Origin of the sequence: Flavobacterium inviolabile, assembly GCF_013389455.1 — a bacterium.
In the GTDB taxonomy this organism is placed as follows: domain Bacteria; phylum Bacteroidota; class Bacteroidia; order Flavobacteriales; family Flavobacteriaceae; genus Flavobacterium; species Flavobacterium inviolabile.
On sequence record NZ_CP058278.1, the window covers coordinates 3,622,969 to 3,638,027 of the forward strand.

At 39.7% G+C, this 15,059-nt stretch carries 14 protein-coding genes; 3 read left to right on the top strand and 11 right to left on the bottom strand.

Translation table 11 applies throughout. The annotated features are described in order from the left end of the window. Nucleotide 1 precedes the first annotated feature (1 nt). From HW120_RS16305 to pseB, 4 genes are read right to left on the bottom strand one after another with little or no spacing between them, the layout of a single operon-like run. Complete coding sequence (locus HW120_RS16305; protein ID WP_177735509.1) at nucleotides 2–2,092, bottom strand: glutamate-1-semialdehyde 2,1-aminomutase; 2,091 nt, start codon at nucleotides 2,090–2,092, stop codon at nucleotides 2–4. Continuing rightward, nucleotides 2,089–2,937: an aldo/keto reductase gene (locus HW120_RS16310; RefSeq protein WP_177735511.1), complete on the bottom strand. Its 849-nt coding sequence runs from the start codon at nucleotides 2,935–2,937 to the stop codon at nucleotides 2,089–2,091. Before HW120_RS16310 ends, HW120_RS16305 begins: the two co-directional genes overlap by 4 nt. 2 nt (nucleotides 2,938–2,939) lie before the next feature. Next, nucleotides 2,940–4,130, bottom strand: coding sequence for a UDP-4-amino-4,6-dideoxy-N-acetyl-beta-L-altrosamine transaminase (gene pseC / locus HW120_RS16315; protein ID WP_177735513.1), 1,191 nt, complete (start codon nucleotides 4,128–4,130; stop codon nucleotides 2,940–2,942). Nucleotides 4,131–4,132: 2 nt separating this feature from the next. Continuing rightward, nucleotides 4,133–5,143, bottom strand: a complete 1,011-nt coding sequence (gene pseB / locus HW120_RS16320; RefSeq protein WP_177735523.1) for a UDP-N-acetylglucosamine 4,6-dehydratase (inverting) — start codon at nucleotides 5,141–5,143, stop codon at nucleotides 4,133–4,135. Nucleotides 5,144–5,727: 584 nt separating this feature from the next. Between pseB and HW120_RS16325 the strand changes: the two genes are divergently transcribed. The 3 genes from HW120_RS16325 to HW120_RS16335 all read left to right on the top strand — a co-directional run bounded on the left by HW120_RS16325 (nucleotide 5,728) and on the right by HW120_RS16335 (nucleotide 8,857). Then, nucleotides 5,728–6,288, top strand: coding sequence for an L-threonylcarbamoyladenylate synthase (locus HW120_RS16325; RefSeq protein ID WP_177736438.1), 561 nt, complete (start codon nucleotides 5,728–5,730; stop codon nucleotides 6,286–6,288). Nucleotides 6,289–6,325: 37 nt separating this feature from the next. Next, complete coding sequence (locus tag HW120_RS16330; RefSeq protein WP_177735525.1) at nucleotides 6,326–7,759, top strand: CCA tRNA nucleotidyltransferase; 1,434 nt, start codon at nucleotides 6,326–6,328, stop codon at nucleotides 7,757–7,759. A gap of 81 nt (nucleotides 7,760–7,840) precedes the next feature. Continuing rightward, nucleotides 7,841–8,857 carry a COX15/CtaA family protein gene (locus HW120_RS16335; protein ID WP_177735527.1) on the top strand — a complete coding sequence of 339 codons (1,017 nt, stop codon included), beginning with the start codon at nucleotides 7,841–7,843 and terminating at the stop codon, nucleotides 8,855–8,857. 5 nt (nucleotides 8,858–8,862) lie between these two features. On the opposite strand, the gene HW120_RS16340 is transcribed toward HW120_RS16335, so the two are convergent. The 7 genes from HW120_RS16340 to HW120_RS16370 all read right to left on the bottom strand — a co-directional run bounded on the left by HW120_RS16340 (nucleotide 8,863) and on the right by HW120_RS16370 (nucleotide 15,052). After that, nucleotides 8,863–9,618: a LytR/AlgR family response regulator transcription factor gene (locus HW120_RS16340; RefSeq protein ID WP_177735529.1), complete on the bottom strand. Its 756-nt coding sequence runs from the start codon at nucleotides 9,616–9,618 to the stop codon at nucleotides 8,863–8,865. A gap of 44 nt (nucleotides 9,619–9,662) precedes the next feature. Then, nucleotides 9,663–9,998, bottom strand: coding sequence for a 2TM domain-containing protein (locus HW120_RS16345; RefSeq protein WP_177735531.1), 336 nt, complete (start codon nucleotides 9,996–9,998; stop codon nucleotides 9,663–9,665). A gap of 12 nt (nucleotides 9,999–10,010) precedes the next feature. Next, a complete protein-coding gene (locus HW120_RS16350; protein WP_177735533.1) occupies nucleotides 10,011–10,316 on the bottom strand; it encodes a 2TM domain-containing protein in 306 nt (101 codons plus the stop codon). Between the two features lie 28 nt (nucleotides 10,317–10,344). Then, nucleotides 10,345–11,685: a 2TM domain-containing protein gene (locus HW120_RS16355; protein ID WP_177735535.1), complete on the bottom strand. Its 1,341-nt coding sequence runs from the start codon at nucleotides 11,683–11,685 to the stop codon at nucleotides 10,345–10,347. A gap of 3 nt (nucleotides 11,686–11,688) precedes the next feature. Continuing rightward, nucleotides 11,689–12,135, bottom strand: a complete 447-nt coding sequence (locus HW120_RS16360) for a GNAT family N-acetyltransferase (RefSeq protein WP_177735537.1) — start codon at nucleotides 12,133–12,135, stop codon at nucleotides 11,689–11,691. A 1-nt stretch (nucleotide 12,136) separates the two neighbouring features. Next, the gene (locus HW120_RS16365; RefSeq protein WP_177735539.1) at nucleotides 12,137–12,766 is read right to left on the bottom strand and encodes a tetratricopeptide repeat protein; all 630 of its coding nucleotides are present in this window, start codon (nucleotides 12,764–12,766) and stop codon (nucleotides 12,137–12,139) included. Between the two features lie 135 nt (nucleotides 12,767–12,901). Beyond that, nucleotides 12,902–15,052 (bottom strand): TonB-dependent receptor, encoded by a 2,151-nt coding sequence (locus tag HW120_RS16370; protein WP_177735541.1) that lies wholly within the window; start codon nucleotides 15,050–15,052, stop codon nucleotides 12,902–12,904. Between the last annotated feature and the right edge of the window lie 7 nt (nucleotides 15,053–15,059).

A 15,059-nucleotide genomic window follows, 5' to 3' on the forward strand; every position in this document is an offset into this window, starting at 1 on the left:
TTTATAATGTTTTTCTAAAAACAGCTTTTGCAGGATTACCAATCAAAAATTGTTCGTATCCTTCTTTTAATGCCTGTTTGTATATTTCCAATGATTCTCCGAAGGCTTTAGCAAAGTAATACACATCGTCTTCTGAATGAGAAAAGCAGGGTACAAATGCCCCCTGGAACAATACACCTCTTTTTATCATTTCCTGCATAAAAAGTGTTCTATATCCCTGGCTGAATACTTTGTTATTATCTTTAAAAACAAAAAATGGCATCCAATCTGCTGCTACAACTTCTACATAATCCGTTAATTCATTTTCGATCACCAATTGTTTGCATAAATCGGATAGTTTCTTTCCAATTTGATGGTTGTGTGCAATTACATCTTTTTCCCGGTATTCTTTTATTGTGGCTATTGCAGCGGCCAAACCATGTGTTTCGCCACCATGCGTAGTCGATATTAAAAATACTTTTTCTTCTCCTTCGCGTGTAATGCCTCCTAATTCCATAACCTCTTTGGTTCCGGTCAAGGCACAAAATGAAAATCCATTTGCGATCCCTTTCCCCCAGGTAGCCATATCGGGTACAAGGTTGAATTTTGTAATTGTTCCCGGAAAATCGGTTTTAAAACCGGTTACCATCTCATCGGCAATAAATAATGCTCCATTGGCATGACAAAGTTCAATGGCCTCTTTTAAAAAGGTTTCTACTTTAAAATCCGGATTATTCAAATGCGGATAGTTTCCTTTTTCCGGTTCGGTAATAACACAGGCAATTTGATTCGGGTATTGCTCAAACAGCCTTTTTAGGGATTCTATATTAAACGATTCAAACGTTACAGACAGTTTAGAAATATCCTCCGGTATTCCTTTGTTGCAAGCTGTAGAACCAATAAACCAATCATCATAACTATAAAACGGGTGATCACCGGGAAACACTATCAGGTTCCGTCCAGTTTTTGCTCTTGCAAGTTTAACTGCTGCAGTCGTAACAATAGATCCGTTTTTTGAAAACTTAATCATATCATGCCCGGGAACCAATTCTAAAAAGGTTTCGGCCATTTCTTTTTCTAAAGCAGAAGGGCGTTGAAAATTAACTCCGTTTTCCAATTCTTCCTTAACGGCATCAAGTACCGGGCTATAGGCATGACCTAAGCTAACACTGGTTAATCCCATTGAGCAATCTAAAAACTCATTACCGTCTACATCCCATATATGCGAGCCTTTGCCTCTTGCAATGGCTGCTGGCGATAAAATCGGGAATTGATCGTCTCCTTTCGAATAAGTATGACTTCCTCCGGGAATCAGCTTGTGAATTGCTTTTCTATATTCATCTGAAGCTTTGAAATTTGTAATATTTCTTAGCGCTATTTCGTTAAATTTACTTTTCATATAACCTTCGTTTCTAAAAATAGAATGATTAATATTCTGAATTGTTTTATGTTGTACTAAATAATCCGCATAGGTCTGCCATGGCAAATCGGATCCTAAAGTTTCTATTAAATGTCTGACCACTTCAAAATCGGATGCCTCATCAACAGTGATTCGCAATGAAGCATACGCTTTATCGATATTTTCATTGGCAATTTTAGTTTGTGTATTTCTTCTGATGTATGGTGTTACATGTTCTCTGTCTGCAATAGCAGTAGCTAACTCCCAGGCTTCTTCCAGTGCTTTAAAACTAAAAACCTCAACGTCCAGTCCGTCCGGATAAGCTTCCTGAGATTGATTTGAATGATAATCCAGTTTGTTTTCCAAACAAAACCGGATGGTTTCATCTATTAGAACCGGATCAATCAACGGACAATCGGAAGTGATGCGAACGACATAATCAGGTTTTTCATCTTTTACAGCGCTATAAAACCTGTCCAGAACATCGTTTAAACTTCCTTTATAGCTTTCAATATTCAGATTTGCCGCAATATTACAAATCGCATCTGATCCCTCTTCATTTGTTGTCGCGACCAACCATTTGTTGACCAATACTGATTGTCCAGCCCGTGTTAAATGATAGGCTAATAAGGGTATATCGTTTATGGTCAGTAATACTTTTCCAGGCAAACGCGAAGAGCCGATTCTTGCTTGTGTTACTCCGATTATTTTCACCAGTTAACAGGATTTAGTAATGTTTTATTTTTAATCGCAATCGTTTCTATCCTTGCAAACAGGTCGTTTTCCAAACGCCAATCTGAAACTGCCCGGATATTTTCTTTTAATTGAGCAGTGGTATCAACGCCAATAACAACCTGGTCTATAAACGGGTTTGCAACAGCATAATTCAAAGCTACATCGCTAACGGTTACATTATTTTCTTTACAGATATTATGTAATTCCAGTAATGCCGGTTTTAAATCGCTCAGTTTTTCCGGCAATCCTTCCGGATCCATAAAGTATAATCCCTGTAAAAAAACGGAACGAACATGAATTTCTGTCCCAAATCCTTTTAATACCTGAAATTTATTCGCAAACTTTCTATCCAGAATGCTATACGGCAGCTGTACGATATCCGGAATACAATTTAGGGCTATAAGGCGCTCCAACTGCTCCGGACTGTAAAGTGAAAATCCGATTTTATTAATTTTCTTTTCCTCTTTTGCCTTTAATAACGTTTCCCATAAAAAAGGATTTTCGATTAATGTATCAGCGTTATGAGCCAGATAACCATAAACGGCTGAACAGTTTAACTTATCTAAAGACAGCGAAAGTACATTCTGCAATTCATCATTTGTTTTTACAGCCGGGAATTTTGTGATAATATTAAACCTGTTTTCTGAAAATAGTCCAAGACGTTCCTCTGCATTACCATAAGCATGCGCAGTATCCAAATAGTTGATATCATGTTCCTTTGCTGTTGCAAGAATACTTTTCAGTTCTTCATCTGCCGGTACACCATGTGTATTTGCAATACCATAATTGATACCGAATTGAACCGTTCCGAGTGTTATTTTCAAAATTATTTTGTAAAATATGTTGCTATTTTATCAATCACAAAAGATTGCTCCTCATCTGTTAATGTCGGATACATCGGCAGGCTTATACACTGCTTATAATACTGTTCTGCCAAAGGCATATCCTGTTCTTTCCATCCCAAAGCTCTGTAATATGGCATTAAATGGCATGGTATATAATGAATCTGAGCAAAAATATTATGCGTTCTTAAGTAATTATACAAACCTAAGCGATCTTCAACTTCAATAACATACAAATGATAGGCATGTCCGTCTATAGTATCTGATTGTCCTTTAATATAGCTTTTACCTTCAAAAGCTTCTTTATATCTTTTTGCAATCGCTCTTCTTCTTTCAAGTCCCTCGTCAGCTCTGGACAACTGACTGATTCCTAAAGCCGCCTGAAAGTCTGTAAAACGATAATTATATCCCAGATGCTGCATTTCCATATACCAACCCGGATAACTCTCCCCTTCCGGAACTGGCTGACCGGCTGCAAACGCTACTGAATTCTCAAAGCTCGCCGCCTCTCTTGTGATACCGTGTGTACGAAGCGCTACTATTTTTTTATACAGCTTTTCATCATTCGTTGTAATCATCCCGCCTTCTCCTGTAGCAATGTGTTTTACCGGATGAAACGAAAAAATGGCTAAATCGGCATAATTTCCGTTTCCACAATTTTGTTTTGTACCCTTGCTGTCAATAAAATATCCACCGGGAGCATGGCATGCATCTTCAATAATCCATAAACCATATTCATCGGCTAATTTTCTAAAAGCTTCCAGATTAACGGCTCTTCCGGCAAAATCTACCGGAATAATTCCCTGGTAAGTTCCTTTAGGAGACGCTTGCAGCAATTTTTCAACTTTCTCAATATCCAGCAAATAGCTTTCTTCGTCTATATCGGAAAAAACCACTTCACCACCGCAATATCTCACACAATTTGCGGAAGCAGCAAAAGTAATTGGTGCTGTTATTACCTTTTGTCCCTGCGCTACATTAAGTGCTAATGCCGATAAATGCAATGCGGCTGTTCCATTTGAAACGGCAACAGCATATTGACAACCAATGTATGCTGCAAAAGCTTTCTCAAATTCTAATATTTTAGGTCCCTGTGTAAGAAAATCTCCTTTTAAAGCCTCACTTACAACCTTAATATCTTCTTCTGTTATATTTTGTTTTCCGTATGGTATCATCGTTATACTTTAAAATCAGGGTATAAGTGTTCTTTTATCAATTCTCTCAGGCTCTCTACTGTTTCCCATTCTTCATTATCACCCGAGGTATAATTAAATCCTAAAGGAACCTGCTTTGCATTAAACGCTGTTTTATACTCATCCAGATCCCAATTGGTTACCTGAGGAAGGATTACATAGTATTTCCCCAAATCATAAGTAGTAAAAGAATCGGAAGCGGTAATCATTTCTTCGTGAATTTTTTCACCCGGACGTATTCCGCAAATCTTATGTTCACATTCCGGACCGATTGCCTGTGCAACATCTAAAATTCTGTATGACGGTATTTTAGGCACAAATAATTCTCCGCCCCAGGCTGTATCTAAAGCGTGAAGAACCATTGCAACTCCATCCTGAAGCGAAATATTAAAACGGGTCATATTGACATCCGTGATGGGCAAAATTCCTTCTTTTCTTTTATTCATAAAAAAAGGAATCACAGACCCGTTAGATCCCATTACATTACCATATCGCACAACAGAGAATTTAATATCCTGCTGTCCTTTTATATTATTAGCCGCTATAAAAAGTTTATCGGAAGTAAGTTTCGTTGCTCCATATAAATTAATTGGCGCGCAGGCTTTATCTGTAGATAGGGCAACTACTTTAGTTACATTAGACGACAAACATGCTTTTATTACATTTTCGGCTCCGCCAATATTTGTTTTGACACATTCATCCGGATTATATTCTGCGATGTGCACATGCTTCATTGCTGCTGCATGAATTACATAATCAATCCCGTTAAAAGCTCTCTTCAATCGTTCTAAATCTCTAACATCACCAATGAAGTATCTGATTGCAGGATATTCTGATTCCGGAAATTCTTGTGCCATCTGAAATTGTTTTTGCTCGTCTCTTGAGTAAATAACAAGTCTCTTAACATCTGGCCATTTTTGTAAGATTGTTTTCGTAAGCTCCTTCCCTAAAGATCCTGTACCTCCGGTGATTAATATTGATTTATTATTCAGCATTTGTTTTTCTTTTTATGAATGCAAATATAATAATTAAACGATAGTTAAAATACCGATTTTATCTCACAACTTTTAAGCCCTTAATAAACATTTTTAAAAGTATCGCTTTCTGTTTTTTTCATTGCCTATATGTGTGTTATTCTCATTTTAAAAAAAATGCGCAATGCAATCCGTCAGGTATTTAAAACCCTTTCAAACAGTTGATTCAAATCGTCTCTTAACAAAAAAAATAGCTTATGCATTACGCCCGCTGCCTGTTAATCCTTTTTTACCCCGGTTATCAGACAACTGCAATAATACCGTTGCCAACAATATTTTCTTTAATAATAGCCGGTTTAAAAAAAATCAGGTCAAATAACCTATAGTATTTATGTAATGCATGGAATAATGTTATATATAATTTTTAATTTTGCGACCGGAATAGAAAACATTCCGACACATACCTTACAATGAATATTGGGCTGTAATTGCATCAACAATTTTTCCTTTGATCTTGATATGCCAATCGGGCTGTCTTTTCATCGAAATGCCTTTTATGAAATGAGTAAAAAAACAGAGTAGTCAAAATAAAATCAGTGTACATGATGCAGGAAGAAATACATAAAGCATACGAAATCATCAAAAACGGGGGCATCATCTTATACCCTACCGATACCGTTTGGGGTATTGGCTGCGATGCGACCAATCCCGAAGCCGTAAAAAAAATATACGAACTGAAACAACGGGAAGAAAGCAAAAGCATGATCGTTTTGATGAATGGCGATAAAATGATGTACAATGTATTTAAGGATATTCCCGAAGTGGCCTGGCAAATTCTGGATTTATCGGAAAAACCGACTACGCTGATACTCGACAATCCGAGAAATGTAGCCAAAAACATTATCGCTCCCGACAATACGTTAGGCGTTCGCATCGTGAAAGAGCCGTTCTGTTTTAAACTGATTGAACGCATGAAAGTGCCGTTGGTTTCCACGTCGGCTAATATCAGCGGAGAACCCACTCCAAAATCATTTAAAGAAATAAGCCCGGCAATTTTGCAAGGCGTTGACTATGTTGTAAATTTGCAGCACGATAAAGTTGCAGGAAAACCCTCCACTATTATAAAACTGTCGTCAGACAGTCAGGTAAAAATCATACGAAAATAATACAGGCCACCAACCTGCGAATGGTAGATTCAAATTAATGAAAAAGCAAGATTCCTATAAAGAGGCATTACAATCCAAGATATTTGAAATTATTTCAGATGCTGCAAAAGAACTGAATGTTGAATCTTATGTTATCGGAGGTTTTGTCAGAGACCTTATACTTGAGCGTAATCACAAAAAAGACATCGATATTGTTGCGGTAGGTAGCGGAATCGAATTAGCCTTAAAGGTATCCGAACGTATTCCGCACAACCCGAAAGTCCAGGTTTTTAAAAACTATGGTACCGCGATGCTGCGTTATGAGGACATGGACATCGAATTTGTGGGTGCCCGTAAAGAATCTTATCATTTTGAAAGCCGGAACCCGGTAGTCGAAAACGGAACGCTGGAAGACGACCAGAACCGTCGGGACTTTACCATAAATGCTTTGGCACTTTCGTTGAATCAAGCCAATTTCGGAGCGTTAGTCGATCCGTTTAACGGATTATCCGATCTGGAAAACAAATGCATTAAAACCCCTTTAAATCCCGATATCACCTATTCTGACGATCCTTTACGCATGATGCGTGCGATCCGTTTTGCCGCACAGCTCAACTTCACGATCGAAAAAGAATCGCTGGAGGCTATCGAACGGAATAAAGACCGTATCAATATTATCTCCGGAGAACGTATCGTCGATGAACTGAACAAAATCCTGCTTGCCGAGAAACCATCAACAGGCTTCTTATTGCTGTACCAAACCGGTCTTCTGGATATTATCCTGCCGGAACTGACCGCGCTGAACCAGGTAGAGGAAATTGAAGGACACACGCATAAAAACAATTTTTACCATACGCTGGAGGTTGTCGACAATATCTGCCCGAATACAGATGATGTCTGGCTGCGCTGGTCGGCATTACTGCACGACATCGGGAAAGCCCCTACCAAACGTTTTAATAAAAAACAGGGATGGACCTTTCACGGACATGAATTTTTGGGTGGAAAAATGGTCAAAAAAATATTTGAACGCCTGCACATGCCGTTAAACCACAAAATGAAATTTGTGCAAAAAATGGTCATGATGAGTTCCCGTCCCATCGTATTGGCTCAGGACCTGGTTACCGATTCGGCTGTTCGCCGCCTGGTTTTTGATGCCGGCGAGGATGTTGAAAACCTGATGACCTTGTGTGAAGCTGATATTACCACCAAAAACCCGAATAAGTTTAAAAAATACCATCATAATTTTAAAATTGTCCGCCAGAAGATCGTTGAAGTGGAAGAGCGCGACCATGTCCGTAATTTCCAGCCGCCAATTACCGGAGAAGAAATCATGGAAATTTTCAACCTGAAACCTTCCCGTGAAATCGGTCTTTTAAAAGAAGCCATTAAGGAAGCCATACTGGAAGGAGAAATCCCTAATGAATACCAGCCGGCTTATGACTTTATGATGCAAAAAGCGGAAAAACTGGGACTGAAAAAAGTAACTGAATAATGTTTACGGAATGTTTCGGCATACTGTAACGAAATAATACAAAGACAATACGGTTGTCTTTAAAATTTGAATTCCAATATCATGAAAAAACATTTTACTTCCATCGCAAAAACGGCTCTTATTTTAGTTTATCTTGTAATTGTTGCCGGTGCACTGGTGCGTATGACCGGTTCCGGAATGGGTTGCCCCGACTGGCCGAAATGTTTTGGATATTATATTCCTCCAACGGATGTTAAAGAACTGACGTGGAGTGAAAACAGGGAATTTAAAAAAGGACAGGTAATCATTAAAGACCAAAGTCTTTTGGTTGCCAAAGATAATTTTACCACAGGAAGCACATTTGAAGCTTCCCATTGGGAAAAATACACCAAACACGATTATGCGATTTTTAATCCGACGCATACCTGGACAGAATATATTAACCGTTTAACTGGTGCTTTGGCAGGATTGGCCTGTTTTGTTATGGCTATTGCTTCTTTCTCACTCTGGAAACAAAGTAAAAAGATCACACTGCTGTCCTGGCTGGTAGTCTTTATGATGGGATTCCAGGCGTGGCTGGGTGCTACCGTGGTCTATTCGGTACTGAATCCGGTAAAAATTACCGTTCACATGGTAATGGCTTTGGTTATTGTTGCCGTGATACTCTATATCATCCGGTTGGCAAAACCGGTTAGTTCCGATAAAATATTCAATCCGATGTTCCGTACCGTATTGTGGGTTTCTTTAGGACTTACGCTGGTACAGGTGGTTTTGGGCACACAGGTGCGCCAGTTTGTAGACGAACAGGTAAAATCCGGAATTGGCAACGAAACCCTGTGGCTGAGCAACCCGGAAATCAGCTTCTATTTCCACCGGACATTCTCTTTCCTTGTTTTGTTTGCCAACCTGTTTTTATATTTAAGAAACAAACGTTTCAAATTAGGTTTTGACAAAATTAACTGGGTAATGCTGCTTTTACTGGCCGAAATAGCTTCCGGAATTGCCATGTACTACCTTCATTTCCCGTTTGGCAGCCAAACCATACACTTAGTACTGGCTTCCATCCTGTTCGGAATACAGTTTTATATGATTTTAGAAGCCCGAAAAAATAGGCTGTAGTAATCCTAACCGATCCAGTCTTTAAAATCACTGACTCTTTCCCGGCTTACAATAACTTCCTCTTCTTTAAATGTGGGTAAGATCACTTTTAAACGGGAATTGCTGTACAGGATGATTTCTTTTACCGCTTTCATAGGGATAATAAATTTACGGCTCACCCGGTAGAAATCCTTCGGGTCGAGTTCCGTTTCCAGCTGTTCTAATGTAATGTCCAGCAAATAGTTCCGGTTGTCAAGCGTGTGCAGATAGGTACCTTTATTCTCGCTGAAAAAGCATTCTACCTCATCAATGGGAATTACTTTTAGCTGCTGCCCTATTTTAACGGTAAACCGTTTTTTATACTGTTTATCAACAGGGTTAACCAGCATTCGCTTAATGGTTTCAAAATCGAGTGACAAATCCTGGGGTTTTGGCTGTCTTTCTTTAAATTTCCGGAGTGCTGTTTCCAGATCGTCTTCATCGATTGGTTTCAGCAGGTAGTCAATACTGTTTAGTTTAAATGCTTTTAAAGCATACTCATCATAGGCCGTTGTAAAAATCACGGCGCTTTTAATTTCAATCTGTTCAAAAATCTCAAATGATAAACCGTCAGAAAGCTGGATGTCCAAAAAGATCAGCTCCGGATGCGGGTTGTTGTGAAACCATTCCAACGCCTCTTCTACAGAGTGGAGCATGGTTCCTACCTTTAATCCCAGTTTTTCAACTTTTCGCTGCAGCAGTCGGGCAGCCGGTTTTTCGTCTTCAATGATAATGATATTCATTTTGTGTGCTTATAATGCTAAATTAAACAAGATTCTTTTCAGGATTATTCCCAGCGTTCTCTTTTTTCCTTTTCCATAAACTCTTTGATCTTGCGTTCTTCCCAGTTACGGCCAAAGAAAAAATCATAGCCAAAAACCCTTAATCCATGTGCCAGAAGACCAATTCCCCAGCAAAATGCGGTAAAAAAGTTTTTAAACTGAAAATAGCTTTCGCCTTCTTTAAGATCCTGGATATTCAGAAAAACAATAAAGAGGTTAACAATAATATAAACGATTAAGTGTGAGTAAAATCCTTTGATTCTTTTTACTCTTCTCGCAGCATCCGCATAACGGTCGTCTGCGCTATAATCCTTATCCCAGGAGTCAAATCTTTTTCGCATTGGTCTTGATTTTTATTTCCAGTTTTTTTTACGTGCTTCTTCTTTTTCAATAAATTCCTGCATTTTGCGCTCCTCCCAGTCCTTACCTAAAAACGGCATATAATTAAAAACTTTCATACCGTGAATGGCTACGCCAACACCCCAGCCCAGCATCGGGTAAAAAAACCACAGATGTTCCGGTGAGGTTAACAGGTTCATTGCCACTAAAGCAAGGTTCACAGCTATATAAGCCGTCAGGTTCCCGTAAAATCCTTTTATTTCTTCTACTCTTTTTTTCGCTAACCGGTAGCGTTCTTCTTCATTATAATTACGTTCCATAACATTATTTTTTTAGTTGCCTTTCGCTTTACTTCCAGTTTTTTCTGCTGTCGTTATCCTGCTTGTCCATTAATTCCCTGATTTTGCGTTCTTCCCAGCTGGCTCCATATCCGAAAACACTGAAACCGTGAATGAACAACCCCATTCCCCAGCCCAGCATCGGGAACCAGAACCACTGGAATTGTGAAGAAAAGGTCAGGTTAATAAAAACCAGTGTAGGAATCACCAGGCAGTAGGAAATCATATTCCCGTAAAACCCTTTGATGGCTTCCACTTTCTTTTTGGCTCTGTAATAAGCCGAATCATCGTGATGTTGATAGGTTTCCATAATTCCAACTTGTTTTGTTAACATTGGTAACCGCACAATAAAATCTTTATCGGTCTGCTCAATTTTCACTTTTCTGTCGGTAAGTATCGCATAACGGTTGATGATATTCTGCAATCCCACACCCTGCCTGTCCTTTAAAACTTCTTTTTTCTGAAAGTCATTCTGTACAACCAGGCAGTTGTCCTGTTCGTAAATGCGGATGTGAAGCGGCTTTTTCTCACTCACCACATTATGTTTGATCGTGTTTTCCAGTAATAACTGTAACGAAAGCGGAACCACTTTGCCGTCCGGATTTTCCAGCTGCTCCGGATGTTCATAAAAGAGGCTGTTTTCAAAACGCATTTTCAGAAGATTCATATAGGTTTTCGCAAAAGCCAGTTCTTCTTCTATACTAACAAGCTCTTTGTCCCGCTGTTCCAGCACATACCGGTATATTTTCGATAAAGAGGCCGTAAACCGCTGGGCATTATCCGGATTTTCTTCTATCAGCGAACTCAGTACATTCAGGCTGTTAAACAAAAAATGCGGATCAATCTGATTTTTTAAGCTTTCAAATTTTGCCGAAGCCGTTCCGGCTATTATTTTTTGCTGCTTGACCCTGTTTTCCTGGTAAGAACGGTAAAAATAAATGGCATGTATGATGATCGTTACAATAAATGTAATCACAATTGCCACCAGGTAATTCCCTGCTTTTTCCCTTTCCAGAAACGCGTCCAGCGTGAGCTTGTTTAAAACAACTTCCTCAAAGATCCTTAGCAGGAAAATAGTTCCCAACGAAACGGCAAAAGAGCCAAAGAAACCTATAAAAATCCTTTTCGGCGAGAACCGGTCTTTTACAAAAATCCGGTCTAAGCCAATAAACACTGCCATATTTGCCATATATAAAGCAACAGAATACAACACTGTACATTCAAAAACAAGCAGCAGCTTATCATCAAAGGCTATTTTTACGCCTATAATCAATTGGATGAAAAACATCACCAGAAAGATGATCACTCCTATTATCAGTGAACGAAAAAAATGTTTCAGATATTTATTCATGCTTTAGCTTTCTTGCTTTGATTGATAATTCTCAAAGGTCATTTCAAATTTCACTTCACCGTTTGTATAGGTTCCAACGGCATTCCATCCTTGTTTTGTATAGAACACTTCGGCTCTGGTGTTTGGCGCCGTGCCCAGATAAACCGTTTTCCGGGTCTGGTCAAAGTACCAGGCTAACATTAACCGGTGCAATTCTTTCCCGATTCCTTTTTCGGCATAATCAGGATGAACAAACAGTGCCCAGATATTATTTTCCTGTAAATCCACTATCGAGAAGCCAACAATTTTTTCCTCTGCGATACAAACCCAGCCTTTGCCTTTTTCGGTGATATAAAAAAGGACGTCTTTATCCGGAACAATATCGGGATTGCTCAGCCGGTTCTCTTTTACGGCATTCCGGACGATCTGAATTTGTGCGATATCATCGCTGTGGGCTTCTCGGTATAACATCTTATTTCGGGCAGTTTTTTAATACTTCCTGCGCTCTTTCCAATCCCCAGTTTGGGTGAAAAGGCGATTCTGGTTTAAAAGTAGCAAAAAGTTCTATTGCTTTTTCAATCTGTGCACACATTGGCTTGGTATCTTTTCCAAAATATTTAGCCCCACCAATTTCAAATTCCGCTTTTGAGAAAACCACCCGTGGATTATTTGGCGCAATAGCCAGTGCCTTATAATATTGTTCCATCGTTTTACCGGACAGGGTCATCCCGTTTACCTGAGGGTCATAAACAATCCAGGCGGTATAAATCAACGCTTGTGTAACCATCAATTCCGGGTTATTCGGACTTAAAGCCGTAGCCTCGTTCTGGGCCTTTTGGGCTTTCTCCAAAAGAGCCGGAAGATTTTCCCTGTTTTTTCCAACGGCTGCAAAAGCTTCTGTAGTGTTTATCAGCGTGATATAATAGTCCGGCAGCCAGTTGTCTTTTTCTACCAGGGCAATTCTTTCAAACATAGCCGATGCTTCTGCCGGTTTTCCTTCTCCCCAAAGCCCTAACGCTTTGCCCATTCCTTTTTCATACTGCGTCTGAGCAAATGTCATACTACAAACGAATAATGCTAATGCGGTGATAATTTTTGTCATTTTTAGATTTTTTTAGTTATTGGTTACTATTCAGATTGATGATTAAAACTTCTTTATTTACAGTTCAAAAGTAGCCCTGTTTTAACACCCGGAAAACTTATCGTTACCCAACTGTTGTTTTTCGGGGATGAATTGTTACAGGTTATCCAATTGGTTTGATTTCTTGTCCTGGCTGATCGTCCAGAAGAAGCCCACAAAGAAAAAACGGTCTGCCGGCTGCGTAATCGCCTGACGCTGGAACTGCCCGCTCATATCCGGTGAATTGGCATATTGGTAACCAAAAACATTGTCATTCCCCAATACGTTGGAAACAGAGAAGAACAAAATCTTTTGCTGGGACAACAAATAGGCCCAGCTCACACTCAGGCTATTATAGCTTTTGGTTTTGCCATTCATAAAAAGTGTTTCATTAGGATTATTGTATGGTCTTCCGGTTGCAAAACTGTTGGTTACACTCAGCTGGGAACGCAAATCGTCAATCCAGTATTTCCCAACCACCGAAAGCGTATGCTTTGCAACAAAACCCGGTGTAACCGAAGCGGTATAGTTTTTATAATCCCTTTTGCTATCAATATAGGAATAGGAAACCCAGTAATCCAGGCTTTTAATCGATTTACTGTCTCTCCAGAAAATATCCAGCCCTTTGGCAAAACCGCTACCGTTGTTATTGTAAACACTGTTGTATTGCGGTAAGTCAGTATTGTATTTTACCAGATTTTCGTAATCTTTATAAAAAAGCTCCGCTCTTAAGGTTTGCCCGTTCGCCGCATAATTATAATTCAACAGATAATGTGCTGTTTTTTCCGGTTCGAAACCCGACGTATATTTCAGATAATCCTGTTTTGGCAGCTGATGAAAATCCCCGTAAGCAACAGAAAGCTGTCCGTTTTTACTGGTTTTGTAAGCAAATGAGATCCGGGGATCGATCGTACTTTTTTCCAATAAATCACTGTACATCCCGCGTACCCCAACTTTAGCGACAAAGTCTTTAGACAATACAATATCCGATTCGGCATACAAGGCACCAATACTACTGGTGTAGCTGCTTTGAAAGGCATTCACATCCTGGAAAAAATGCTCTTTAAAATCGGTCAGGAAATAATCCCCGCCAAAAGTGAAACGCACTTTATTTGAAAACTTCTTGGACAATTTTAATTTCAGGTGCGCTGCATTTTCCCTGTTTTTTAGAAAATCGGCATTCAGATCCGTTTTATTCTGACTGTATCCTAATCCCACTCCGGTCTGTATCGTCCAGTTTGCTCCAAAATTGCCTTTATAGGACGAGTTCAGGTAAAAATTACTGTTCTTTGTGTCTACCCGAACCGGATCGGCATAGTTCACATCTTTTTGGTTCAGGTCAAAACTTGCATGGTCGAAAGCCGCATAAAACTTAAACAGCCCGTTTTCAAAATGACGGCGGTACACCATTTCTCCCGACATGGACTGGTACGGCTTGTTCCAGTCTACATTTTGTTTGATCAGCTTCTGGTACGGTTCCAGGTTGATATAGTTCATATTAAAACTCAGCGAGCTTTTTTCCCATTTTTGGGTATTTCCCACACCCAGACCAACGGTCATAAAAGCAACATCCGTTTTTTCCTGATCGGGATCGTTAATGGTACTCAAAAGCAATACGCTCGATAAGGCATCGCCATATTCGGCAGAATAACCACCGGTAGAAAAAGAGATCCCGCTAAATAAAAAAGGTGAAAAACGCCCTCTGGTAGGCAAGTTGTTTGCCGATGCGCCATAAGGCTGTGCCACACGAATACCGTCAATATAGGTTTGCGTTTCATCCGATTCCCCGCCTCTCACGAATAAACGTCCGCTTTCGCCAACAATCTGCGTCCCTGGTAAGGTTTGCAGCGCTCCGATGATGTTCCCGGCAGAACCCGCTGTAGTAACGATATCCAACGGTTTTAGCACTGCTGCCTTTGCATTGCTGCCCGCCTGGAAAGTTCCTGCCGAAATAACCACAGCATCCAGCGCATTCACGCTTTCTTTCAGCTTAAACGATCTTGGCTGGTAGCTTTCCACTACAATTGCTTCTTTTGTGGTTTCAAAAGTCAGAAAACTAATTAAAAGTGTCTGGTTTCCTTTCGCATCCGTTTCAAAGGTAAAAGCGCCGCTAGCATCAGAGGAAGCCCCGTCATAGGTTCCTTCAATAAACACGTTCGCTCCTTCAAGCGGTTTCCCTTTCTGATCGACCACCTTACCGGAAATTTTGGTTTGTGACTGGATAGCCAGACAACTTAAAAAGCAAAAAATAGTAATTATTGTTTTCATTATTTCT